Origin of the sequence: Testudinibacter crocodili, from assembly GCF_006228025.1 — a bacterium.
Taxonomy (GTDB): Bacteria; Pseudomonadota; Gammaproteobacteria; order Enterobacterales; family Pasteurellaceae; genus Chelonobacter.
The window spans coordinates 26,633-52,129 of sequence record NZ_VDHF01000017.1 but is presented as its reverse complement, the minus strand read 5'-3'; the positions used below and the strand labels follow the sequence as shown (position 1 = coordinate 52,129).

Genomic DNA, 25,497 nt, shown 5'->3' with positions numbered 1-25,497 from the left:
ACTAGCCGCTAATGTGCTGATGATTTATTATCGATTAAGGATAGGGTTATGCGTATTGACACCTCAGAATTGTGTGATATTTATCAAGATCAAATTGACGTGGTAGAGCCTATTTTCTCCAGCTTTGGCGGAAAAACCTCTTTCTGTGGCAAAGTCACCACCGTGAAATGCTTTGAAAGCAACGGTTTGATTGAAGAAGTCTTGGAAGAAGACGGGCTGGGACGAGTGCTGTTGATCGATGGCGGCGGTTCGGTACGCCGTGCCTTGATCGATGCAGATTTGGCGCAGCTGGCGGCGGACAACGACTGGGAAGGCATTATCGTTTATGGCGCCGTTCGTCAGCTGGATATTTTGGAAAATCTAGACATCGGCATTCATGCGTTAGCGCCAATTCCGGTGTCCGCCGATGATAAAACCCTCGGCGAAACCGATGTGCCGATCAATTTTGGTGGTGTCTCATTCCTGCCGGAAGATTATGTGTACGCTGATTTAACCGGCATTATCTTATCGCCGGAACCGTTGGAACTGAATGCAGAAACTGCAAACCCAACCTTTGAAGACTAACTCGTTGATCAGCCTCTGATTGCCATCGATGACAGAGGCTTTTCTCCCTCACCCTTCACCCACTCATCGCGTTAGCCTTTTTCCTTGTGCCAGTTCACATTTCTGGCAATTGCTTATTCCATGTAGTTAATAAAATTATAACATTCTGCTATATTCAAACCTTACAACCAACAAGACGATTAAGCCACAGCCTTAAATTGTGCTGAGTATTTGTCGATAAGGAAAACATTATGAGCGACATCAACAAACCTGAGCCGCTGCAAAGCGAGATTGAAGAACATACCGTAAGACGTGCCAGTATCATATTTTTAGCGGATATTGTGCTGTTTTTTATCCTACTGAATATGTTGCCGTTTGAACCAAATGCAAATAAAGGCTTGGCGTTATTGGTCTTTGTTGGGATTTTATGGCTGACCGAAGCGCTGCATGTGACCGTGACCGCACTTTTGGTACCGATTATGGCGATTGCTCTCGGATTGGTTTCCACCACTTCCGCTTTGGCGTCGTTTGCCAATCCAACGATTTTCCTGTTCTTCGGCGGCTTTGCCTTGGCTACCGCATTACACATTCAAGGTTTGGATAACATTATCGCCAATAAAATCATGAATCTAGCCAAAGGCAAACTGTTTTTGGCAGTAATCTACCTGTTCACCACCACGGCATTTTTGTCGATGTGGATGAGCAACACCGCCACCGCTGCAATGATGTTGCCGTTAGCGATGGGAATTTTGAGCAAAATGGATAAAAGCCGCGAACACAATACCTATGTTTTCGTGTTACTCGGCATTGCTTACAGCGCCAGTATCGGCGGCATGGGTACTGTGGTCGGCAGTCCGCCCAACGCCATTGTGGCCTCACAGTTGAATATTACATTTGGGCAATGGATGGCATACGGATTCCCGGCTATGCTGCTTCTAATGCCAATTATGATCGGCACACTCTACATTATTTTTAAACCCAATTTAAACGTAGCCTTCGAAAAGAATTTTGAAGAAAACGCATTGAACAAAAAACAGTACACCACCTTGGGTATCTTTGTGGTGATTGCGCTGTGCTGGGTGTTCAGCGGACATCTGAATCCACTCCTCTCCGCCCTGTTTGGGCTAGAGAAAAATATCGCCAGTTTCGATAGCGTAGTGGCACTGATTGCCGCCGTGGTGATCTGCGTTACCCGCGTCGCAGCTTGGGACGACATTCAGAAAAATACCGATTGGGGCGTATTAATGCTGTTTGGCGGTGGCTTGACCCTAAGTGCGGTACTGCGTGATTCCGGTGCCAGCAAAGTATTGGCAGATCAAGTTGTAAACATTATTGAAGGTGGGCATTTCTACATCATCGGCTTAGTGGTTGCCGCTTTTATCATCTTCTTGACCGAATTCACCTCAAACACTGCCAGTGCGGCGCTATTGGTACCGATCTTTATTTCTATTGCCGAAGCTTTAGGCATGCCGCCACTGGGCTTATCGTTAATTATCGGCTTAGGGGCTTCTTGTGCCTTTATGCTACCGGTCGCCACCCCACCAAATGCGATTGTGTTTGGTACCGGTGAGGTGAAACAGAGCGAAATGGTGCGCGGCGGCTTCTGGCTGAATATTCTTTCCACCTTTATCATCGCAACCATTGCCTATGTGTTCTGGTTCTAGTTGAGATAAGCAACAAATCGACAAAGATATTCGATGAGTCAATGTAGGGCAAATTGCATCTGTCCATTTAAAAAAATGGACAGATGCTTAACCTTATACGGCTTGCTGTGCAAAGCTGGCGCAATTTCGGTATATAATGACAAATTAAACTAGTGGATTCAAAGCGTTAATCACCCGCACTTCATCATAATCCGCTAACGTATCACAGGGAATTGAGCGCACTTGAATTTTACCTTCCGCCAACAACTTCGTCCGTTGTGTGCCGTGCAATAGCGGTTGTGCCGGGGTGTACCACATGCCGTTTTGCAATAAAATCAGATTACCGATGGAACAGTCTGTGACTAAACCATGTTTGATAATCAAAATTTCATCACAATCACCCCGTTGAGCATACAGTTGATCCAGTAAAGTGCGGTCGCTGAATTTCAGGTGGTAGTCAATCGTATCGCAAATCACCGGCTGAAAGCGGCGGATCGTACGGCGTTGGTAGTGGAAAAACCGCACTTGCTGCTGTGTGGCATTGTAATCTACCCGACAACGCACCACGCCATGCTGAAATTCAAGCGGCACAATGATTGCCGATAAATCGCATACCTGCACTTCCGTATCGGCATAATATTCGCGCAACGCCTGTTGATAACGCTGCTGGTGATACGCCACATTCTGCAATTGACCGTTTTCAACAGCAATGGTTTCCATAAGCGGCAGCATTAACACACCTCATTAGAAACTATCGGAATATACACTTTTTGCAGCATCTCCTGATATTCGTCTTGCAAACAGCTTTGTGCGGTGATGCCGCAGCCGCTGCGAAACAGCAACTGTTCACCTTGCTGTTGTAGATAGCGGATCAAGACCGCACTTTGCAGATTTTCGCCATCAAAAATGCCGAAAATGCCGCTGTAATAACCACGCTCGTCTAGTTCTGCTTGGCGGATAATGTCGAGGGTTTTCTCTTTCGGTGCGCCGCTGATCGAACCAGCCGGCAGCAGCTTAAACAGCAGATCGCCAATTCGGTTTTGCCAATCCGCTGCCAGCTGTCCACAAATTTCCGAACTGGTTTGTAAAATGCTACCACGTTCGGTTTGCAGCCGCTCAACATAACGAAATCGGCTGACTTCAATTTGTGTTGCCACTATCGACAGATCGTTGCGAATCAAATCCACGATCGTATTATGCTCCCACTGCTCCTTTTCCGAGGCCAGCAAACGTTGTTCGGCATTGTCCAGCGCTGCATCAATCGTGCCTTTCATCGGATATGAATAGATTTTATTTTCGGCGGTAGTGACAAAAGACTCCGGCGAAAAGCAGACAAACTGATCGTCCAACAGCACTTTAAATGGTGCTTGGCTGAACTGAAAAATTTGCCGCAGACTATAATTGCAATCAAGTGCGGTCGGATAAGTTAAATTCAGCAGATAAGTATTGCCTGCCTGTAGCCCCTGCTGCACGATCTCAAATCCTTGTCGATAGCGCTCGAAAGAGATCGGGCTGCGTGTCATCTGCAATGGCTCGTTCGGCTTGTCCAACTGCCAATCACGATTGGTTGCGCCTTTAATGTCATAATAAATGCCCTGCGCTGCCGCCTCGTTCAACGGCAATACCAACGGATTACGCTGCTCAAAATCGATCAAAAACAGAAACGGCTGCCGCGTTTGCCCAAAATGGTTGGCCTGCGCAATAGCATGCTGAGTAGCGTGTTGTCGTGACATCATCGGGCGTGTTGCGCAGCGAGCAGTGGGTTTGTCAGACCGCACTTATTGATCAACAACTCGCCAGTTTCATAAATCGGTAAGCCCATTATTCCGCTGAAACTGCCGCTGATATGGCGCACAAACAGACTGCCAAAGCCCTGAATCGCAAACGCACCGGCTTTGTCCATCGGCTCGCCGGTAGCGATATACGCCCAAATTTGCTCATCGCTTAATCGGGAGAAGGTCACTTCATTGGTTTGCAGCACGCTGTGAGTTTGCCCCTGCCAGTGCACACAAACCGCCGTCAACACTTGATGAGTGCTGCCGGAAAGCCGTTTTAAAATCGCAGCGGCATCTTGCTCTGATTCAGGCTTGCCGATAATCTGCTGCTGCAATGCCACGGTGGTATCCGCTGTCAGCAGCGGAAATTCCGGTGTTTTGCCCAGCACCTGCAACGCCCACTGGTTTTTCTGCTGCGCCATGCGCAACACGTAGCGTTGCGCCGGTTCATCCGCGAACGGCGTTTCATCAATTTCAGCACTGACTTTGATTAAATTCAGTCCCAATTCTTGCAGCAATTGCCAACGGCGCGGGCTGCCCGACGCCAAATAAAGGGTGTTTTGCATAATATAATAGCCGTTTAAGGTAAAGGTACAATTTCGCCAAGTCTGATATTTTGCTTTATAATCGCGGCAAAGAAAAGAGGGAACTGACCAGATGACAGAATTAAGCCAAAACCAATGGTTATTGATCTGTGTGGCGCTGACCGCACTTTGCCTGCTGCTGTTTTTTATCGCCGCGCGGCGCAAACACGACAGCCAAGAGCTGCAACAAGATCTGAATAAAAATATTGATGATTTCAATCAATTGCTGGAAAAATATGACAGCGTGCAACAATTGCGTGAAACCCTGCAACAGCGCATGATTCAAGCGCAAACCCGCAGCGAAGGGTTGCAACAACGCTTGGAGGAACGCGACGAAAAAATCGGTTATCTGCAACAAGAGTTTGATCAATTGCAACAACGCAACGAGAGTATTAACCGCAATATCACCGAACTGAAAGAGCGCTACGGCAGTGCTTCGGCACAAGCACAGAGCCTGCAACAGCAGCTGCTGCACAGCCAAAGTGCGGTCGAACAAAAAGAACAGAGTTTACAACAACAGCGCCAACAATTAAGCGAATTGGCACAACAGTTGGCCGAGCTGAAAACCACGCTATTAGAAAAAGAGAAAAATTTTGCCGAGCAGCAGCGCAATTTTGAACAGAGCAAACAGCAACTCTCGGTTGAATTTCAAAACCTAGCAAACCGGATTCTGGAAGAGAAAAGCCAAGCGTTTCGCCAAAGCAACCAACATTCGATCGACAGCCTGTTGAAGCCGTTCCGCGAGCAAATTGAGAGCTTTCAAAAACGGGTTAACGAGGTGCATTCCGAAGCAATCAAAGGCAATACCGCACTTGAAGGTGAGATCAAAAAAGTGCTGGAGATTGGTCTATCGATGTCGCAAGAGGCGAATAATCTGACTTCGGCACTGAAAGGCAGCAAAAAAACCGCCGGCAATTGGGGCGAAATGCAGCTGGAACGCAGCCTGCAACTGGCTGGTTTGGTCGCGGGCGACCACTACGCCACTCAAGCCTCGTTTCAAGACGGTGACGGCAAGCGCAAACAACCGGATTTTATCGTCAAACTGCCTGACGACAAACATCTGATTATTGACAGCAAAGTCTCGTTGGTGGACTATGAAAGAGCGGTTGGCAGCGAAGAGGAGCACCAGCAGCATTACCTGAGCGAACACGTTAAGGCCATTCGAAACCATATCAACGAGTTATCCAGTAAAGATTACAGCAACCTGATCGGCATGCGCAGCCCCAATTTTGTGCTGATGTTTATCCCGATTGAGCCGGCGTATATCGAAGCGATGAAGCTCGACCGCACGTTGTTTAACGATGCCTATAATAAAAACGTGATTTTAGTATCGCACACCACCTTAATGCCAATTTTGCGCACGGTGGCAAATTTATGGCGAATTGAACGTGGCAACAGTGAAGCGCGTGAAATCAGCGAACGCGCCGGCGAGCTGTATAACCAAGTCAGTCTGCTGGCAGAACGGCTGCAAAAACTGGGTGGCTCCCTCACTGCCGCCAATAACCACTACAATAACACCGTTACCGCACTGGTCGGCAATCAGGGCTTATACGGCAAAGTAGAACGTTTCAAAACCCTGTCGGCAAAGGTGACCAAAACCTTGCCGGAAGTGGAAACGCTGCAAAGCAATATTGAAACCGACCGCTTGGTTATTTTGCTTGATGAGCAAATAACCGACGAGTAAGGCGATGACAGCAAGTGCGGTCAAACCGCACTTGCGTGGTTGTTATGCGCTTGGCACGCCCAAGTGAAACTTAAATTCATCGTCAGGCGTGCTAATCAGTTCCGCTTCCACCTGTGAGAAATGCGCCACCGATGCGTTGATTAGGGCAGAGACAATCTGCCCTATATTAGATTAATGGGCTTTCAGCAAATTCCAATATTTTTCATAAATATCAATCGCTTCACCCACATCCGCTTGCAGTACGCCGTTTTCGATTTCGGCCGCCGACGGGAATAAGGTCGGGTCGTTGGCATCGGCTTCACTCAGCAGTGCTTTGACCCCATTATTCGGCATCGAGAAGCCCATGCTTTCAATCACCACTTTAGCGCTTTGCGGACGCAGCATAAAGTCGATGAATTGGTAGGCAGCATCAGGATTTTTAGCACCTTTCGGAATTGCATAGTTATCCATCCAGAAAATGGCGCCCTCTTTCGGATAAACAAAACGGATATCCGAATTTTCATGGTGAGCGCGGAAAGCGGAACCGTTCCAGATCATGCCGATATCGACTTCACCTTGTAAATACGGCACTTCCGGCGAATCGGAATTAAACGCAACCACATTCGGAATCAATGTTTTCAGTAATTGGTATGCCTGTTCGATTTCGGCTTCGTCAGTAGTATTCGGTGAGAAGCCTAATAATAACAAGGCAATATGAAAAACTTCGCGTGAATCTGCGGTCAGTAATACTTTGCCTTTATATTCCGGACGCCACAAATCCCGCCAACTGGTGACCGCACTTGGCTCAATTTCAGCGGCATTCAAGCCGATGCCGGTCAAGCCGTAAACATACGGCAAGGAATAGCGGTTTTGCGGATCAAACGGTTTGTCCAATAACGCTTGGCTGATGTTATCCAAATTGTGCAATTTGCTTTTATCCAGCGGCTGCAACATATTTTCCTGCGCCATTTTGCCGATGTAATAACTGGATGGAAACACCAAATCGTAGCCGCTGCTTTTCATCAGCTTCATTTTGGAATACATCTCTTCATTGCTTTCAAAGGTCGAGTAAATCACCTCAATGCCGGTTTCTTTAGTGAAATCTGCCAGCAATTTGGACGGAATATATTCGGTCCAGTTATACACATAGAGTTTTTGGGCAAACAGCGAGGTACTGAAAAGGGCAAATGTAGCGATCAGAGCGGATTTAAGTATGCGGCAAGTCAATAGTTTTTTCAATTTTCGAGTCCTCCAAAGCCTTCGTTTCAAGGCTGCAACTATAAAAAGTGCGGTTAGTCAATTAACTGCGCTGAGTATAGCAAGAGCAGCCTGATTTATCTAACCGATTTTTATCCCAACCACTTGATGGTAAAAATTGCCTGTTCTTTCACAATTATTTGGGGTTATATCAATATTTGTCTACAACACTTGATGGCATAATATGCCCATTGAAATTCCGCTAGGAGGCATGCAATGTATTCAAGGTTGAAAACATACTTTATCCATAATTTGAGTCTTTTTTGTTTGCTCGTGAGCGCACCAGCGATAGCGGAAAACCTAAAAATGACCGTTTGGAAAGATCCTTACTGCGGCTGTTGTGTCGAGTGGGTAGAATATCTGCAAGCCAACGGTTTTGAGATTGAGGTGATCGAATCGCTACGCATCGGCGTGCGCGAAAAATTAGGCATTGAAATGCAATATTCCTCCTGCCATACCGCGCAAATCGGCGATTATGTCATCGAAGGTCATGTGCCGGCAGAAGACATCAAACGCTTGCTGGCAGAAAAACCGGATGCTGTCGGGTTAGCCGTGCCGGGCATGCCGATCGGTTCTCCGGGAATGGACAATCCGCTATATGGCGGACAAAAAGATCGTTACCATGTGCTGTTGCTGCTCAAAGACGGCAGTAGTGTCATTTATAACAGCTACTGATGAGGAGAGTTTATGAACAGTATCAAACGCCGTGATTTTTTGCGCTACAGCATTGCACTCGGTTTGGCAACGCACTATGGCTGGGCAACTGCGACCCCACATATGCACCATAGCGAGATGATGCAGCCGAATATGGGCGGCATCGGCACGATGCAATCTGCGGATCTGCCATTGATGCCGCAATCGGCAATGCCGAGCGGACAGCCGCTCTCTCCACTGGTGCAATTGGCAAACCAAAGTGATCAAAGTGCGGTTTTTGAAGCCAATCTGGAAGCCAAAGTGGTAGAAATCGAACTGGCGGGTGGCAAGAAAACCGAAGTCTGGGCGTATAACGGACAGCTGCCCGGCCCGCAAATTGTGGTCAACGAAGGCGATACAGTACGTATTCACTTTAAAAACAGCTTACCACAACCGACCACGATCCATTGGCATGGACTTGCCGTGCCGGAAGCACAAGACGGCAATCCGCAGGATGAGGTTCTGCCCGGACAAACACGGTTGTATGAGTTTAAAATTGCTGAAAATAGTGCCGGAACTTACTGGTATCACCCACACCCGCACGGTTTGGTCGCCGAGCAAGTTTATATGGGACTGGCGGGTAGTTTAATCATCAAAAGCAAAACTGATCCGTTCGCACATTTGCAAGAGCAGCATTGGTTGATCTCCGATCTACGCTTGGATCAAGACGGACGCATTCCGCCTAACACGCTTTCAGACTGGATTAACGGTCGTGAGGGCGAGTTTGTGCTGATCAACGCCCAACTCACGCCACAAATCAGCTTGAACGGCAACCAGCGGCTGCGTATTTGGAACGCCACCAGTGCCCGTTATTTCCGTTTGCATTTGCCGAATGTCGAGTGGATTGTGGTCGGCACTGACGGCGGCTTGCTAGAAGAGCCGTTGAGCGCCGGCGACGAGTTGTTTTTAGTGCCGGGACAACGACTGGAAGTGATTCCTCGTATCAGCCAAAATGGAACCGCGACATTAATCAGCCGTTACTATAATCGGCGTAAAATGATGGTACGTGAAGCGCCAACCACCTTAACCCTTGCCAAGGTTGAGCTAACACAAGCTGATGTCGCACTTCCGCAGCGCCTACGCACTTTTGCCGCACTGCCACCGGTTGCAGTAAAACGCACGGTTGTCTTCAGGGAAAGAATGCCGTCAGGCATGAACGGTGATACCGCCAGCATGTTACAAAATATGTTTTTGGTCAACGATCAAGTTTTTGACATGAAGCGTATTGATTTTGAAGGTAAACAAGGCGAAACCGAAGAGTGGCTGCTGTTTAATTCTTCACATATGGATCACCCTTTCCATATTCACGGCACACAATTTGAGCTGATCAGCCGCACGTTGAACGGCGAAACCCGACAAGAACCCTATCGTGCCAAACGCGATATTCTGAATTTAAAACCGATGGAAAAAGCAGTGATTCGTTTTGTTCAGTCAGAAAAAGGGTTAAAAATGTTCCATTGCCATATTTTGGAACACGAAACACTTGGCATGATGGCCATGTTACATGTGAAATAGCGCTTTTATCATCGGCGCTTTTGTGAAAAAGCAGAAAGTGCGGTCAGCTTTCTGCTTTTTTAACAAGTGTATTTTGCGTAGTAAAATCCAAGCATATCATAATAAAATTGCCCTCTTATACCTAATTAATAGGCTGAAAAATCATAAGAATAACGTATAATCCACCGATTATTGATATTAAGGGGTATAGATTATGCTATCTCGTAAAGATATTCTTATTTTAGGCATGATGATTTTTTCGCTATTTTTAGGCGCAGGCAATATTATTTTTCCACCAATGGAAGGTTATCATGCCGGTACAAACTGGTTATGGGCAGCGTTTGGCTTTGTATTAACCGGCGTCTGTATGCCATTTATCACCTTGGTGGTCGTTACACTAAAAGGGCGAGGTGAAGCCCTTTCGCTTGACCTTCCGAAATGGGTCGGTGTAACATTTTGGTCAATCCTCTACTTAGTGATCGGCTCCACTTTTGCGATGCCACGGGTGACCAATGTCGCCTATGAAATGGCATGGCAGCCTTTGAATCTGTTCAATGGCGAGTATCAACATATTCTGTTTGCCTTAGCCTTCAACCTCATTGGAATGTTTTTTATGTTGGGACGCAGCACCATGATCTCCAGTATCGGTAAATTTATGGCACCAATGTTGCTGGTCTTGTTGATAGTAGTCGGCTTTGCGGTGATTTCTAATCCACTTTCCACGATCGTCTTGCCTTCTCATGCTTATGCTGAAAATTCCGCCGTCGCAACCGGGCTAGTGGGTGGCTATCAAACGATGGATGTGCTGTCTGCAATGGCTTTCGGCGGCATTGTCGCCAGAGCGCTGGCAGTCAAACAGGTATCGGATAAAAAAACCATACTGCAATACACCTTAAGTGCCGGAGCAATTTCTGTGCTGCTGCTCAGTACGTTGTACATCTGCCTGTTTTACCTCGGCGCTACCAGCCACAGCGTCGCTGTGGAGGCAAGCAACGGTGGGCAAATTTTTGCCGGTTATGTCAATGCACTGTTTGGCAACAAGGGACTATTGATGATGAGCGGCATTGTGATGCTGGCAAATTTGACCACCTTAGTGGGTGTCACGAGCGCCTGTGCCGATTACTTCTCCAAATTTCACCCACGGCTGACCTATAAGTTTTTTGTTATCGTCTTTACCACTGCGACTATCATCATTTCTGAAGCCGGTTTGGACACCTTGCTCAGAGTCACCATTCCTGCATTATTACTGATCTACCCGATAGCGATTATGCTGGTCGCACTACAACTGCTGCGCCATAAGCTACCGTCAATAAAATTCAGCTACCAACTCATCATTGGCACCGTATCACTGTTTAGCTTGTGCGATAGTCTGAATAATATCGGCATATTACCGCACTTCGCCAACGAGCTACTGGCGTATGTTCCGTTTTACCCGCTTGGCTTAAGCTGGGTGCTGCCAGCTGCTATCGCGCTGTTATTGAGCATTGCGATTGGAAAAATCATCAGTAGAAAAAATTAACCCCCGATAATTTATCGAGGGTTATCTTTACGGTTTATCTAAAGCCATTTGTTTAGCACTACTTGCTCAAATCGACTTGATATAAGGCGAAGCCCACTTCGTCTTGCCCGATTTTCTTCATCGGATATTGCGCATGTTGTTGAATAAACTCGGCGGCTTTTGCCGATGGTGAGGTTTCAAACACAATATTCAAGTTTGCCTGTGGAATCGCTTTAAAGCGCCAGTTGTTATCCGCTTGCGGTTTCACCTCGCCCTGTTCTTGACTGACACGGCGAATATAGTCGGCTAAAATTGTGCGATTTTCATCCGGCGCAGCAAAGGCTAATTGACTGCCGTCGGTGCCCGGGAACTTGTTACCAAAGGCACGATAGTTATTGGTGGCGATCAAAAACTCTTGTTTCGGGTCAATCGGTTTGCCGTTAAACGTCAACTCGACAATCCGTTCTGCTTTCGGGTTCACCAGTTTGCAGTCGCCGTCATAACGTGCCGCTTGGGTCACATCCACTTGGTAGTCCACACCGTCAATCACATCAAAATTATAGGTACGGAAATCGTCCCAATTGATCAGATGCTGCGCTTCGGTTTTGCTTGGGTCAATTTGATTAAATTGCCCAGCGGAACACTCTAACCACTCTTTCACTTGCGCGCCATTGACTTTCACCGCCACCAAGGTATTTGGATACAGATACAAATCCGCTGCATTACGGAAACTAAGTTGCCCGGCTTCGACCTCGGTGTAGCTGGTCGGGTCATTTTTACGTCCGCCGGTTTTAAACGGCGCTGCCGCAGAAAGCACTGGCAGGTTTTCTAGCTCCGAATTGCCTTTGATAAAGTTTTTCACATAGTCCTGCTGTGCCAGATTCACGATTTGAATCGTCGGATCATCTTGCACTAAGGCTAAGAAGCTGTACATTTTATCGGCGGCTTTACCAATTGGCTGATTGACATACTCAAGAGTACCGCTGTGATCATCTTGCAGCACTTTCACAATTTCTGGATGTGCCGTGGCAACCGCACTTTTGCTTTCATTATCAAAAATCGGACGGACTTCTGCACGCGCCCCCGTAACCAGCCATTTGCCGCTGTCGTTGTTCAAGTTCAGATCGATAATTCCCAAATGGCTGCCCCAATAGCCAGGCATCACTGCTGGAATGCCATTGATGGTGCCTTTTTCCAAATCAACATTCGCCACATCGGCAAAAGATTTACTTGGGAACAAGCCGTGTGCATGCCCGAATGCGATCGCATCAATGCCGTCAATTTTTGAAATATAGGCTACAGCATTTTCTGCCAACGGCTGATATTCCTCTTTTGATAAACCGGAGTGCATTAAAGCAATCACCACATCAGCGCCGTCGGCTTTCATTTGCGGCACCAACTCACGAGCAGTTTCGGTGATGTCTTTCACTTCTAATTTGCCGTCTAGGTGCTTTTTGTCCCAAGTCAGAATTTGTGGTGGTACAAAGCCGATATAGCCGATTTTAATCGTCTGTTTTTCGCCTTTATCATCAACCATCTGGTAATCTTTGATTAAATATGGCGTGAAATAAGGCTTGCCAGTGGCGATGTCAATCACATTAGCGCTGACATAAGGAAAATTGGCACCCGCCAATGCCTTGTCCATAAACTCCAAACCATAGTTAAATTCATGGTTGCCGACAGTCGCCGCATCGTAATTCAGCAAATTCATCGCTTTATAAACCGGATGAACCTCGCCGGCGGTTAAGCCTTTGCTGGCAATGTAATCGCCCATCGGGCTGCCTTGAATCACATCACCGTTATCCACCAACACGCTATTTTTCACCTGTTCACGGGCTTTGACGATTAAATCCGCCGTGCGTGCCAAGCCCAATTTATCCGATGGCGCATCTTTATAGTAATCATAATCCAGCATATTCGCGTGCAAATCAGTGGTTTCGATAATACGCAAATCCACATTGGCAGCCAATGCCAAGTGCGGTGTTGCCAGTGTGGCTGCGATTAGCGTTGTCAGTAAAGCAGGTTTAAAAGACATAAAACATCCTCTTTTTGAAAGTTAATAAATCGTTAAATATCAATATGTTTTGAAATAACGCTCCTCATTCTATGCCAATTGCCAAAGCTTGAAAAGTTAATGGCAGAAAAAGCTGTGCTTGTGCAAAATCAGAATACAATTTTGCGATCTTGCTCACAAAATTCCCTTTTCCTGAACAGAACCGCAATGTTATGCTGTGAACAATTAAGATAAGGAAACCCTATGCAAGCCTATAAACTCATTGCCCTCGATATGGACGGCACCCTGCTCGACAACAAAAAAATGATCAGCGAACGCAATAAAGCGGCTATTTTGGCGGCGCGCAAACAAGGCGTATATGTGATTTTAGCTTCCGGTCGCCCCTATATCGGCATGCAACAATATATGCAGCAGCTCGGTATGACCGGCGATGATGATTATGTGTTGTGTTTCAACGGTGCAATTGTCGAACGAGCCCATGACGGTTATGTGATCAATAGCAAAATGTTGCAAGGCAAAGACGCTAAATTCGTGGCACAGTATGCCGATCGCTTTGGTTTAAACGTGCATGCATTTTCACCCACTCGTGGGCTAATCACCCCAAAAGCCAACCACTATACCCAGCACGAAGCCGACTCCAACGGCATTGAGTTCACTTTGCTGGATTTTTCGCAGCTAGACGATCACGAGCCGATCATCAAAACCATGATTATCGACCCGCCTGAATTGCTTGACCCGTTTGCTGCCGCTGTGCCGACCGCACTTTGCCAACGTTATACCGTGGTGCGCAGTGCGCCGTTCTTTTTGGAATTTATCCACCCCGAAGCCAATAAAGGTGCCGGTGTAGCGGCACTGGCACAGCATTTAAACATCAGCTCTGAACAGATCATCTGCTGCGGCGACGCCGGCAATGATCTGCATATGCTGCAATATGCCGGTTTGGGCGTGGCAATGGGCAATGCTACTGAAGACATAAAAGCCATCGCTGATTACATCACCGCCGACAACAACGGTTCCGGTGTCGCTGAGGTCATTGAGAAATTTGTATTGGAGAATCCGCAATGAAACCGCAAGCCCTAAAAATTGTGATTGCCCCCGATTCATTTAAAGAGAGCTTAACCGCACTTGAAGCGGCAGATGCGATTGAAACCGGTTTTAAAAAAGTGTTTCCGCACGCAACATATGTCAAAGTACCCATGGCGGACGGCGGCGAGGGTACGGTGCAATCATTGATCGACGCCACCGGCGGGCGCTTGCTGCATTTGGACGTGACTGCGCCGTTAGGCAATAAAGTCAATGCTTTTTTCGGGCTGTCCGGCGATGGCAAAACGGCGGTGATTGAGATGGCAGCGGCATCCGGTTTACATTTAGTCTCACCGAACCAGCGTAATCCGTTGCTGACCACCAGTTATGGCAGCGGAGAGTTAATTAAAGCCGCCTTGGATTACAAGGTTGAAAAGATCATTCTCGGCATCGGCGGCAGCGCCACCAATGACGGCGGCATCGGTATGCTGCAAGCATTGGGGGCAGGTTTTCAAGATGCTGACGGGCAAGCATTGGCATTTGGCGGCGCGGCATTAGCCAGACTGGCGAGCATTCACTTGGACCAACTGGATTCACGTTTGCAGCACGTGGCGATCGAAGTGGCTTGCGATGTGGATAATCCGCTGTGCGGTCAACACGGCGCCTCCGCCACTTTCGGGCCACAAAAAGGTGCTACGCCTGCGATGGTAGCGCAATTGGATCACGCTTTGGCACATTTTGCCAAGCTAGCCAAACAGCAACTGGGGCTGGAAATCGCTGAGCTTGCCGGTGCCGGAGCGGCAGGTGGCATGGGCGGTGGCTTGCAGTTACTGTCGAATGCACAGTTAAAACCAGGCGTACAAATTGTGATAGAAGCCGTCAAGTTAGCACAACAACTGCAAGATGCCGATTTAGTGATCACCGGTGAAGGGCGGATCGACGGGCAAACGGTACACGGCAAAACCCCGATTGGCGTGGCTAAAACCGCCAAACAGTTTAACAAACCGGTGATCGCAATTTGCGGCTGCTTGCGTGACGATTACGAGGCGGTGTATCAACACGGCATTGATGCGGTGTTCCCAATTATCAGCCAACTCGGCAGCCTAGCGGACACGTTGGCTGACGGGCGTAAGAATTTGGTTTCAACGGCACACAATATTGCTCGGCTGTATGGTTTAAACACGATGGTTTAAACCGCTGAGTTTCAGACCGCACTTTGCCCGAAAATGCGCCCAGATTGGCAAAAGTGCGGTTGGCTATTGCCTCACTTTTCCGCCCTGTGTTATGTTGACAGCGACAATCAACCAGCGGAGGAATTTATCTGATGAAAAAACCACTTTTAACCTTGATATTAGGACTTTCTGTCGGCAACGTTGCCTTGGCAGACAATGCACTGTTGCTGCAAACCGATTTCAGTTTGCAAGATGGTGCGGTTTCTGCCATGCAAGGGGTCGCCTTCGGGGTTGATAACGATCTGAAAATCTTCAATTTAACCCACGAAATTCCGCCTTATGATATTTGGCAAGCCGCCTATCGACTGTATCAAACCGCACCTTATTGGCAGCCAGGCACGGTATTTGTCAGTGTGGTCGATCCCGGTGTCGGTACCGATCGCAAATCGGTGGTGCTGAAAACCCAAAGCGGTCACTATTTTGTGACGCCGGATAACGGCACACTGACCCTCGTCGCCGAATCGCTTGGTATCGACAGCGTGCGCGAAATTGATGAAAAAACCAACCGTCTTTCCGGCTCGGAAAAATCTTACACCTTTCATGGTCGTGATGTATACGCCTACACCGGCGCACGCTTGGCTTCAGGGCAGATCAGTTTTGAACAGGTCGGACCGGCGCTAGAGAAGAAAGTCTTTGAAATTGCATATCAAAAAGCCACGCTGGAAAATGGCAAATTGAAAGGTAATATTCCGATTCTGGATATTCAATATGGCAATATTTGGACCAATATCAGCGATCAATTATTAGAACAGTCCGGCATTCAAAAAGGCGATACCGCCTGTGTTCAGATCAAACAGGGTGAACAACTGCGCTACAGTGGCAAAATGCCGTATGTCAGCAGCTTCGGCGATGTCAAAGACGGCGAACCGCTGTTATATTTAAACAGCCTGCTGAATGTCTCTTTCGCACTGAATATGGAAAATTTTGCCGAGAAAAATCAGGTGAAATCCGGCGCAGATTGGCATGTTGCCGTGAAAAAGTGTAACTGATCAACAGATCCGAGGTGCGGTTGTGATGCGTTGTTTGCCAAAACCGCACTTTATCTTTAACTAGAGCCTCTCTGGTCATCGATTTGATCTAATATCATTCCAGAAAGCAGTAGAGCAGTAGAGCAGTAGAGCAGAACAACATGACAGAATTATTAGCAGTCGCTACTATCACGATTTTGGCAGTGATCAGCCCCGGTGGCGATTTCGCCATGACCACCCGCAACAGCTATTTGTATGGCAAACGAGCGGGGATTCTGACTGCCGTCGGCATTGCCGCTGCGGTTTGGGTGCATGTCGGCTACACGCTGTTGGGTGTCAGCGCCTTGCTGTCACAATCGCCGGTTCTGTTCAATCTGGTCAAAATGTTCGGTGCGATGTATTTGATTTATATTGGCATTGCAACTTTTCGCCATCGTCCCGTTGCCTTTGATCTAAATGGAGAAAGTGCGGTTTTAAGCGATAAACAGGCGTTTAAGAACGGGTTTGTCACCAATGCGCTCAACCCGAAAACCACGCTGTTTGTACTCAGCACTTTTACGCAAATCGTGAATCCCGACACGCCGATTTTGATACAAATCGGCTACGGTGCCTTTATGTCACTGGCGCATTTGCTGTGGTTCGCTGCTGTCGCAATGATGTTATCCACACCACAAATTCGGCAACGTTTGTTACAACAACAACGTATCGTCAATCGTATCATTGGGTTGATTTTATGTGGTCTAGGGCTGATGTTGTTGATTTCATCGGCAAGCAGTTAGTTGCCACAGTACGATTTTACCCTAAAAAATGGCTAATTTTTTCCATTGCAAGCGTGCGAATCGGGTCACGTTCAAACAAAATTTCATGTTTGGCATGATGGATTATTTCGTGGCGTAAATTGCGGAACAATTTGGCGTAGTCTTCAATTTGCCGATTGGAAACAATCACCTCTTTTTCCGCTTGCAGCAGCAGAACCGGAAGCTGGATTTTGCCAATCGCACGCGGCAATTTATTAAACTGCGTTAAACAGAGATGCACCCAGCGAAAAGTCGGTCCGCCCAGATGCAGTTCCGGAAAGCGTCGATTGATACGATTATGCCATTTCATACGAGTTTTGCAGCAACTTAAATCGTTATGTTCCGGATTGATCGGTTTATAGGCAGAGTGTCCGAATACATAGCGCTGCTCTTGCCCCAACAACATCATCAAACTGACCAAAATCGGATCCAGCCACGGATTTTTCAGCGGTAAGGCAAACAGCGGTGCATTCAGGATCAGTTTGTCAAATTTATGCGGATATTTGGCAAGATACAACGTGGCAATCAAACCGCCCATTGAGTGCGCCAACATTACCTGTTGTTGGTAGGCATAGCGCTGATTGACGCTATGTAGCACCGCATCGAGATCATCAAGATAGTAATCGAAACGGTCAATATGACCTTTTTCCGGATCGCGCAGCAGCCGCTGTGAATAGCCCTGCCCACGGTGATCAAACGCCAACACATCAAAGCCTTGCTGATAAAAATCGTAGGCGATTTCCGTCCATTTCAATACATTTTCCGCACGCCCGCTGACCAATAACATCAGTTTGCGTCCCCCCAAATCCTGCGTTGGGTGTTCAAAAAAACGATAGGCGATTTTGCAGCCACGCTGCCCGTCGAGGTATTGCAATGGAAATTGTTCGGCAAACGGTTTTAATGTTCTCAGTGCAAACTGCCCAAAGTGCGGTTCTCGTTCCATGTAATGACCTGTAATCGGCAAGATATTAATGAGGTAGTGTAGGGGAGGATTGAATATCCTCCCGTTTATGAAATATTATATAAGCATTTAATTTATAATGAAAACATACTAAGTGCGGCTCGGGCGGATATATAATCCGCCGCTACTCTTCTAACCAACATCGCTTGTCTTTTATGCCACTAACAGACGTAAAATCCGACGTAATGGTTCGGCGGCGCCCCACAATAATTGGTCACCGACGGTAAATGCCGCCAGATATTCAGGCCCCATATTCAGTTTACGCAAACGCCCGACCGGTACGCTTAGTGTGCCGGTGACTTTGGTCGGCGTCAATTCACGCAAAGTACTCTCTTTATCGTTCGGGATCACTTTCACCCACTCATTATGCGATGCCAGAATCTGTTCGATCTCTGCCAACGGCAAATCTTGTTTCATCTTAATGGTAAACGCTTGGCTGTGGCAACGCAAAGCCCCGATCCGCACACACAAACCGTCGATTGGAATCGGGTTGTCGGACAGACCTAAAATTTTATTGGTTTCGGCAAAGCCTTTCCACTCTTCTTTGGTCTGACCGCTGTCGAGCAATTTATCGATCCACGGAATCAGGCTGCCAGCCAATGGTGCACCAAAATTTTCAATCGGCAAATCGCCACGCATTTTGTCGGTGACCGCTCTTTCAATTTCTAGAATAGAAGATGCCGGATTCGCCAAATCGGTTTGCACCACATCACGCAATTCCCCCATTTGCACCAGCAGTTCACGCATATTTTTGGCGCCAGCACCGCTCGCTGCTTGGTAAGTCGCAACTGAAACCCACTCTACCAAATCACGCTCAAACAAGCCGCCCAACGCCATCAACATCAGACTGACGGTGCAGTTGCCACCGACATAGGTTTTCACGCCTTTCGCTAAACCGTCGCGGATCACATGTTGATTGACCGGATCTAACACGATAATCGCATCTTTTTCCATACGCAGGGTGGAAGCCGCATCAATCCAATAGCCGTTCCAACCGGCGGCGCGCAGTTTCGGATAAACTTCGTTGGTATAATCGCCGCCTTGGCAGGTAACGATAATATCCAGCGCCTTCAAGTCGTCGATGTTAAACGCATCTTTTAATACACCACTGTCTTTACTGCCGAAGCTCGGTGCTGGTTGCCCAGCTTGCGAGGTAGTGAAAAACACCGGATTAATATAGGCGAAGTCCTGTTCCTGCTGCATCCGATCCATCAAGACGGAACCGACCATTCCGCGCCAACCGATAAAACCCACATTTTGCATATTACTTCCTTAATTATTTTGCTGTTGTTATGAATGTTGTGTTATTAAATTTTCTATACTAATTAATTACAACATCACCTGAATAAAAGCAACTCTTTTAGCAAAAATTTCTACCGCACGCTGCACTTTTTGGTATATTGAAACGACGCAAGCCAAAAAGGAGATTTATTATGTTAGTGCTTATCACCGGCGCCAGTGCCGGATTTGGTGCCGCCACCGCACGTTTATTGATTCAGCGTGGACACCGTGTGATCATCACTGCCCGTCGCCAGCAACGGTTGAACGCCTTGCAACAGGAGTTGGGCGCAAATTGTTTTGCGTTGGCATTTGATATCAGCGATGAACAGGCGACGTTAAGCGCCTTGCAAAGCCTGCCGCCAGAATGGCAACAGATTGATCTACTGGTTAATAACGCCGGATTGGCTCTTGGGGTCGAAGCAGCGCAAAATAGCGATCTAGCCAATTGGAAACAGATGATTGCTACCAATATCAGCGGCTTGATCAGCATCACTCACGCTATTTTACCCGGTATGGTGGCACGCAATTGCGGACACATCATCAATTTAGGCTCGATCGCCGGCGACTACCCCTATCCAGGCGGCAATGTTTACGGTGCCAGCAAAGCCTTCGTAAAGCAATTCAGCTTGAATTTACGCGCTGATTTAGTCGGTACAGCAGTACGGGTCAGTAATATTGAACCGGGATTGTGTGGTGGCACGGAGTTCTCCAATGTCCGTTTTCATGGCGATAGCGCCAAAGTAGAGGCGTTATATGCCAATGTAGATTATCTGAGCGCTGAAGACATTGCCGAAATCATTGTTTGGATCGCCGAGCGCCCGGTACACGTCAATATCAACCGAATCGAAATCATGCCGGTCGCGCAAGCTCCTGCTGGTTTAACGGTTAAGAAAAAAGCATAACCACACTTTTGCCACCATATTTTGCTGGCTTTATCTGCATCAATTCAGTTAGCTGATTTGATTCAGATCATTTTTCCTTAAAAGATAGATAAAAAATACTGGTTTTATTTTTTAAATACCTTACTATTTAACTCGGACTTTACCTATCGAATTATACGAGGAAACAAAGATGTCATTTCAAGAAAAAAAATTAAGCGAATTAGCCATTGCCATTCCGGGCGCCACCAAACTATTTCGTGAGTACGATCTGGATTTCTGCTGTGGCGGTGCCAACACTCTTGGTTTTGCGGCAAAAGTAAAAAATTTAAATCTAGCTGAAATTGAGCAACGCTTGGCAGCCTTGGAGCAACGACAAGAGCCGAACGAAGCAAAAAATTGGCTGCAAGCCTCTTATGCCGAAATTATCAACCATATCATTGAACGCTTTCACCAGCGCCATCGCGAGCAATTGCCGGAATTGATTTTCTTAGCCGAAAAAGTGGAAAATGTGCACGGCGATCGTGCAGACTGCCCGATGGGCGTTTCGGCGGTACTAAAAGAGATACATGCCGATTTGAGCCAACATATGCAGAAAGAAGAGCAGATTTTATTCCCGATGATCAACGCCGGTCAATATGCCATGGCGCGGATGCCAATTCAAGTGATGGAACATGAGCACGATGATACCGGTCAGCAAGTTGAGATTTTGAAATCCTTGACTGATAATCTGACACCACCACGTGATGCCTGCAACACTTGGCGAGCACTTTACACCGGCATTAATGAGTTTATCGATGATTTAATGTTACATATCCATTTGGAAAACAATATTTTGTTCCCACGCGTGCTGAGTCAAGCCTAGCCTAATCAACAGCCCTTGGTATCTAACCGCACTTTAAACGTTTCAAACCGTTAAAGTGCGGTCTTGGCTTTATCAAACAAGCATTTTTCCGCCGCCCAAGCGCTCGCCACTGCCAACGCCAATGGTAGCAACATTGCCGCTGAGCTACGAGTCAGCTCCAAAGCAAATACAATTGCGGTCAAGGGCATTTTCAGCGAGATCGCCAGAAATGCGGTTGCGCCAATTAATGCTGCGCTTTCGGTTGAAATCGATGGCAAAAAATCGTTCCAACCAAATGCTAACGAGAATGCCAAGATACTGCCCAACATCATCGATGGGGTGATCAAACCGCCGTAAGCCCCTGCCGCCAATGCCAACAGCACTACCAGCCATTTCATCAGCAATAACACTAATCCTTCATGCCAATTTAGCAAACCGGCAAACACCAATTGATTGCCGGCTTTGCCGTTGCCTAACACATCGGGGAAAAAAATGGCAACTGCGCCGATCAGGCTGAATAGCAACATCGCCAATGGAATAATCCGTTTATCAGCGCGTGGCAAAAACGGTACAAGTGCGGTGGTATAACGGAACAGTTTGACTAATGGGGTGATCAGCAAACCGAATAATAACGCAAACCACAGCAGCGGCTGGTTAATCTCGGGATTAGACAAATGATACTGTACCAAATCACCCAAGGTATAGCGCACCACCATCGTCGCAGTCACTGATGTGAGCAAAGCAGCAAACACCGCTCTGGCATTAATCGCCACCACTAACGTTTCTAAAATAAAAATCGTGGCTGCCAGTGGAACGTTATACACTGCTGCTAAGCCCGCTCCGGCAGCGCAGGCAATCAGCAATGCCGCATCGTCATCGTTTAATTTTATTTTTCGAATCCATAATGTGGCAAAAGCAGCGCTCATCTCGCGCGGTGCGGTTTCACGCCCCAATGGCGACCCCAAACCAACGGTAACAATTTGTAGCAACGCATGAGAAATCGTAGTGAAAAACGGCATCCCCTGCTGTGGAGCAGCCATTGCCGCTTTAAACCCGACTAATTTCGCCCCGTAGCGCTGAATCGTATACCAACCAAAACCAACCGACACGCCGCACAACAGCAGCACCCACCAACGGCGGCTCGGCGCTGCCTGTTCCACGCCTAAGCGAAACGGCAGACTTTCCCCGTGTAATGAATAATCGAAAGCATGATGCTGGACAAAATGCATTAATTCGGTCAACGCAAAGCCGACCAGACCGGCAACTACTCCAATGATTAACAAAGAAATAAAAAATCGAAAGCAGATTTGCATAGTCACTCTCCTCCGTCAATCCCCCATACTGAATGCCACAATCTGGCTAATATGGCTGAGAGAAAGGCCGCTTTGCTGCTGCCACTGTGAGAAAATTTGCTGTGCCGCTTCAAACGAACGCTGGGTTTGGATGCCGCCTTCAATTAATTGGTGGTTGCGTAAATAAGCTTCCACATCGTGGGTCAGCAAGAAAGTGTCTTTGCCGACCGCTCTTAGCGCATAAGCACCAGTATTGCCGCCCAAGCGTTGTCCGTTTTTCTTCAAATAGCGCCAAAGTGCGGTAATATTTTGTGGATCCCATTCAGCAATCAATCGCGAAAAACCACCGTCTAAATTGGCTTGATAGATCATTTGTGCATTGTGCTTAATCGTTGCCACTTTTGACCAATTGCGGATAATACTCGGATCTTGCGCTTTTTTTTCCCAGAGTTCATCGGGCATCATCAGCAGTTTTTCGATATCAAAGCCCCAGAAAAGGCGTTCAAAATGCTGCCATTTTTGATCGACAATCCGCCAAACAAAACCCGACTGGAAAATCTTACGCGTAAATTCCGCCAACCAACGATGATCCGGTACTGCCAATAATGCCTGGGGCGATTGCAGCGGACAAAGCAGCTGTTGCAACCGCACTTCGCCGCCTTTTTGGCGACAAGCCCGTTGGTAAATATCATCAAAAGCTTCCAGAATCATACTTGCTCCACATTTTGCACGGGATTTTCCGCCAACGCCGAGCACAACTCCAGTTTAACATTGTGCTGCTGCAGCAATTGCGCGATGTTTTCCGGTGGCAGGGCATCGGTCAATAAAATATCAACTTCACTAATGGCGGCTAAACGTACGATCGCTTTGCGGCTGAATTTAGAGTGATCCGCCACCAATAAAATTTTACGCGAGCTTTGCATTAATGCACGTTTCACCTGTACTTCATGAAAATCATAATCCAACAATGCGCCATCTTCATCGATGGCACTGATCCCCAGAACACAGTAATCCAAGCGGAACTGCGAGATAAAATCCACAGTCGCTTCACCGATAATGCCACCATCGGAACGCAAATTGCCACCGGCAATCGTAATCTCAAAATCCCCTTTTTTCATCAAAATATGCGCCGCATTCAGATTATTGGTCACAATGCGCAAGTTTTGATGTTCTAACAACGCATAAGCCACCGCTTCCGGAGTCGTGCCAATATCAATAAACAATGAGGAGCCGTTTTTAATCAATCCGGCAACCTGTTGGGCAATCGCTTGTTTTTCTTTGGAGAAGAAACTTTTTCGTTCAGCGTAATCGCTATTTTCACTGTTGGAGGGAGAGGCGGCGCCACCGTGATGGCGGCGAATTAAATTTTGTTCTGCCAGTTCGTTGAGATCGCGCCGAATCGTCTGTGAAGTCACATTAAAAACTGCTACCAAATCTTCGGTGCTGATATAACCACGCTGTGTCACCAATTCAACAATTTGTTGATGGCGTATCGATTGTTTCATCTTCCCCCCTTAAGTCATTTGTTTAACGTCACTCGTATCATGCTGGTGCTTAATATACCTGAAAGTTTGACTTTTTGGAGAATCACAACAGAAAAAATTCTTGTGATTGGGAAGAATAATTGCCGACAGTAGCAAAGAATAGCAAAGTGCGGTCAGCAGGTTATTTCTCTTCCTACTGACCGCACTTTAGGTGGGCTAAGATAGTATTAGGTTGTGATAGTACGTTGCAATAGTACGTTTCGACAATATCAGAAACCCAACATCATATTATGATCATACACTATGCTTCGCTTTCAAAACTCTCTTCTTCGGCAGCCTCAACATCGGCGGTCAACCCCTGTTCTGGGTGTGCCAATAATTCAGCACGCAACTTCTCTTCCAGCTCTGCGCATTCCTGCGGATGCTCAGCTAGCCATTTCATCGCATTGGCACGACCCTGCCCGATTTTACCGCCGTTGTAGGCATACCACGCACCAGATTTTTCCACCAGTTTATGTTTAACCCCCAGTTCAATCAATTCACCGTTTTTCGAAATGCCTTCGCCATACATAATTTGGAATTCAGCTTGGCGGAACGGTGCCGCCACTTTGTTTTTCACCACTTTGACTCGAGTTTCGCTGCCGACCACTTCTTCGCCGTCTTTCACCGCACCGGTACGACGGATATCCAAACGTACTGAAGCATAGAATTTTAACGCATTACCGCCAGTAGTCGTTTCCGGATTACCAAACATCACCCCGATTTTCATACGGATTTGGTTGATAAACACCACTAAACAGTTAGCCGTTTTGATATGTCCGGTCAGTTTACGCAACGCCTGCGACATCAAACGCGCCTGTAAGCCCATATGCGAGTCACCCATGTCGCCTTCGATCTCTGCTTTCGGGGTCAGAGCGGCAACGGAGTCAACGATAATCACTTCCACTGCCCCAGAACGCACCAAGGCATCACAGATTTCCAACGCCTGTTCGCCGTTATCCGGTTGCGACACCAACAATTCTTTCACATCAACGCCCAGTTTGCTGGCATAAATCGGATCCAACGCGTGTTCGGCATCAATAAAGGCACAGGTTTTACCGGCTTTTTGCGCTTGGGCAATCACCGACAGGGTCAAGGTGGTTTTACCGGACGATTCCGGCCCGAATATTTCGACAATTCGCCCCATCGGCAAACCGCCGATCCCCAACGCTACGTCTAAACCCAATGAACCGGTCGAAATCGACTCGATATCCAGTGTTTGCGTATCACCAAGACGCATAATCGAGCCTTTGCCGAATTGCTTCTCAATTTGCCCTAATGCGGCAGCCAGTGCTTTTTGTTTGTTATCGTCCATACCAAATCCTCTATTTAAACAAGCTTTCTGATCAGAATTGTCGCTTATTATACTGTATGGTTATACAGTATCAAGTGAAATTTTGATCTTTTTAAATAGAATTCGATCCCTATTCCAAAATTTACTTGATCGCTGCTCGACAAACCGCACTTTTACCGAGAAGCAATTGATAATATGCTGCTGATTCAGTATTATTTTTCCCTTTATATTTCTTTGATA

Annotated in this window: 23 protein-coding genes; 12 read left to right on the top strand and 11 right to left on the bottom strand. The window is 47.2% G+C overall.

Annotated elements, in window-relative coordinates; all coding sequences use genetic code 11:
• The first annotated feature begins 48 nt into the window (after positions 1–48).
• Both rraA and FHQ23_RS01665 read left to right on the top strand, forming a co-directional pair.
• Positions 49–564, top strand: a complete 516-nt coding sequence (gene rraA / locus FHQ23_RS01670) for a ribonuclease E activity regulator RraA (protein WP_139612771.1) — start codon at positions 49–51, stop codon at positions 562–564.
• A gap of 230 nt (positions 565–794) precedes the next feature.
• Positions 795–2,207 carry a DASS family sodium-coupled anion symporter gene (locus FHQ23_RS01665; RefSeq protein ID WP_139612770.1) on the top strand — a complete coding sequence of 471 codons (1,413 nt, stop codon included), beginning with the start codon at positions 795–797 and terminating at the stop codon, positions 2,205–2,207.
• A gap of 144 nt (positions 2,208–2,351) precedes the next feature.
• Here FHQ23_RS01665 and FHQ23_RS01660 read toward each other — a convergent pair whose 3' ends face one another.
• From FHQ23_RS01660 to FHQ23_RS01650, 3 genes are read right to left on the bottom strand one after another with little or no spacing between them, the layout of a single operon-like run.
• Positions 2,352–2,918, bottom strand: coding sequence for an aminotransferase class IV family protein (locus FHQ23_RS01660; RefSeq protein ID WP_139612769.1), 567 nt, complete (start codon positions 2,916–2,918; stop codon positions 2,352–2,354).
• Complete coding sequence (locus tag FHQ23_RS01655; protein ID WP_267963591.1) at positions 2,918–3,922, bottom strand: aminodeoxychorismate synthase component I; 1,005 nt, start codon at positions 3,920–3,922, stop codon at positions 2,918–2,920. The genes FHQ23_RS01660 and FHQ23_RS01655 overlap by 1 nt, the downstream gene beginning before the upstream one ends.
• Complete coding sequence (locus FHQ23_RS01650; protein WP_442805416.1) at positions 3,919–4,530, bottom strand: Maf family protein; 612 nt, start codon at positions 4,528–4,530, stop codon at positions 3,919–3,921. The genes FHQ23_RS01655 and FHQ23_RS01650 overlap by 4 nt, the downstream gene beginning before the upstream one ends.
• 88 nt (positions 4,531–4,618) lie before the next feature.
• Between FHQ23_RS01650 and FHQ23_RS01645 the strand changes: the two genes are divergently transcribed.
• Positions 4,619–6,229: a DNA recombination protein RmuC gene (locus FHQ23_RS01645; RefSeq protein ID WP_139612767.1), complete on the top strand. Its 1,611-nt coding sequence runs from the start codon at positions 4,619–4,621 to the stop codon at positions 6,227–6,229.
• Positions 6,230–6,400: 171 nt separating this feature from the next.
• Here FHQ23_RS01645 and FHQ23_RS01635 read toward each other — a convergent pair whose 3' ends face one another.
• Positions 6,401–7,423, bottom strand: coding sequence for an extracellular solute-binding protein (locus FHQ23_RS01635; RefSeq protein WP_267963593.1), 1,023 nt, complete (start codon positions 7,421–7,423; stop codon positions 6,401–6,403).
• 348 nt (positions 7,424–7,771) lie between these two features.
• Between FHQ23_RS01635 and FHQ23_RS01630 the strand changes: the two genes are divergently transcribed.
• The 3 genes from FHQ23_RS01630 to brnQ all read left to right on the top strand — a co-directional run bounded on the left by FHQ23_RS01630 (position 7,772) and on the right by brnQ (position 11,171).
• Positions 7,772–8,140 carry a DUF411 domain-containing protein gene (locus FHQ23_RS01630; RefSeq protein WP_267963590.1) on the top strand — a complete coding sequence of 123 codons (369 nt, stop codon included), beginning with the start codon at positions 7,772–7,774 and terminating at the stop codon, positions 8,138–8,140.
• Between the two features lie 12 nt (positions 8,141–8,152).
• On the top strand, positions 8,153–9,673 hold the full coding sequence (locus FHQ23_RS01625) for a multicopper oxidase family protein (RefSeq protein WP_267963589.1): 1,521 nt from the start codon (positions 8,153–8,155) through the stop codon (positions 9,671–9,673).
• Between the two features lie 193 nt (positions 9,674–9,866).
• Complete coding sequence (brnQ, locus tag FHQ23_RS01620; protein ID WP_139612765.1) at positions 9,867–11,171, top strand: branched-chain amino acid transport system II carrier protein; 1,305 nt, start codon at positions 9,867–9,869, stop codon at positions 11,169–11,171.
• A gap of 58 nt (positions 11,172–11,229) precedes the next feature.
• Here brnQ and FHQ23_RS01615 read toward each other — a convergent pair whose 3' ends face one another.
• Complete coding sequence (locus FHQ23_RS01615; protein ID WP_139612764.1) at positions 11,230–13,185, bottom strand: bifunctional 2',3'-cyclic-nucleotide 2'-phosphodiesterase/3'-nucleotidase; 1,956 nt, start codon at positions 13,183–13,185, stop codon at positions 11,230–11,232.
• Positions 13,186–13,407: 222 nt separating this feature from the next.
• On the opposite strand from FHQ23_RS01615, the gene yidA reads away from it, so the two are divergent.
• The 4 genes from yidA (at position 13,408) to FHQ23_RS01595 (ending at position 17,166) form a co-directional block, all read left to right on the top strand.
• A complete protein-coding gene (gene yidA / locus FHQ23_RS01610; RefSeq protein ID WP_139612763.1) occupies positions 13,408–14,229 on the top strand; it encodes a sugar-phosphatase in 822 nt (273 codons plus the stop codon).
• Positions 14,226–15,380, top strand: coding sequence for a glycerate kinase (locus FHQ23_RS01605; RefSeq protein WP_139612762.1), 1,155 nt, complete (start codon positions 14,226–14,228; stop codon positions 15,378–15,380). Before yidA ends, FHQ23_RS01605 begins: the two co-directional genes overlap by 4 nt.
• Before the next feature lie 131 nt (positions 15,381–15,511).
• Positions 15,512–16,408, top strand: a complete 897-nt coding sequence (locus tag FHQ23_RS01600; protein ID WP_139612761.1) for an SAM hydrolase/SAM-dependent halogenase family protein — start codon at positions 15,512–15,514, stop codon at positions 16,406–16,408.
• A gap of 140 nt (positions 16,409–16,548) precedes the next feature.
• Positions 16,549–17,166: a LysE family translocator gene (locus FHQ23_RS01595; RefSeq protein ID WP_139612760.1), complete on the top strand. Its 618-nt coding sequence runs from the start codon at positions 16,549–16,551 to the stop codon at positions 17,164–17,166.
• Between the two features lie 16 nt (positions 17,167–17,182).
• Here FHQ23_RS01595 and FHQ23_RS01590 read toward each other — a convergent pair whose 3' ends face one another.
• Both FHQ23_RS01590 and asd read right to left on the bottom strand, forming a co-directional pair.
• On the bottom strand, positions 17,183–18,127 hold the full coding sequence (locus FHQ23_RS01590; RefSeq protein WP_139612759.1) for an alpha/beta fold hydrolase: 945 nt from the start codon (positions 18,125–18,127) through the stop codon (positions 17,183–17,185).
• Positions 18,128–18,298: 171 nt separating this feature from the next.
• Entirely contained in the window at positions 18,299–19,408 is a 1,110-nt protein-coding gene (gene asd, locus FHQ23_RS01585) for an aspartate-semialdehyde dehydrogenase (RefSeq protein ID WP_139612758.1), read from the bottom strand.
• Positions 19,409–19,578: 170 nt separating this feature from the next.
• Here asd and FHQ23_RS01580 point away from each other — a divergent pair, with 170 nt between their 5' ends.
• Entirely contained in the window at positions 19,579–20,328 is a 750-nt protein-coding gene (locus FHQ23_RS01580) for an SDR family oxidoreductase (protein WP_139612757.1), read from the top strand.
• Positions 20,329–20,497: 169 nt separating this feature from the next.
• Entirely contained in the window at positions 20,498–21,169 is a 672-nt protein-coding gene (gene ytfE, locus FHQ23_RS01575; RefSeq protein WP_139612756.1) for an iron-sulfur cluster repair protein YtfE, read from the top strand.
• Between the two features lie 50 nt (positions 21,170–21,219).
• Here ytfE and FHQ23_RS01570 read toward each other — a convergent pair whose 3' ends face one another.
• The 4 genes from FHQ23_RS01570 to recA all read right to left on the bottom strand — a co-directional run bounded on the left by FHQ23_RS01570 (position 21,220) and on the right by recA (position 25,278).
• A complete protein-coding gene (locus FHQ23_RS01570) occupies positions 21,220–22,461 on the bottom strand; it encodes a chloride channel protein (RefSeq protein WP_139612755.1) in 1,242 nt (413 codons plus the stop codon).
• 15 nt (positions 22,462–22,476) lie between these two features.
• Positions 22,477–23,151 carry a DNA-3-methyladenine glycosylase I gene (locus FHQ23_RS01565; RefSeq protein ID WP_139612754.1) on the bottom strand — a complete coding sequence of 225 codons (675 nt, stop codon included), beginning with the start codon at positions 23,149–23,151 and terminating at the stop codon, positions 22,477–22,479.
• Entirely contained in the window at positions 23,148–23,945 is a 798-nt protein-coding gene (locus tag FHQ23_RS01560; RefSeq protein ID WP_139612753.1) for a DeoR/GlpR family transcriptional regulator, read from the bottom strand. Before FHQ23_RS01560 ends, FHQ23_RS01565 begins: the two co-directional genes overlap by 4 nt.
• Positions 23,946–24,225: 280 nt before the next feature.
• Positions 24,226–25,278, bottom strand: a complete 1,053-nt coding sequence (gene recA / locus FHQ23_RS01555; protein ID WP_139612752.1) for a recombinase RecA — start codon at positions 25,276–25,278, stop codon at positions 24,226–24,228.
• Between the last annotated feature and the right edge of the window lie 219 nt (positions 25,279–25,497).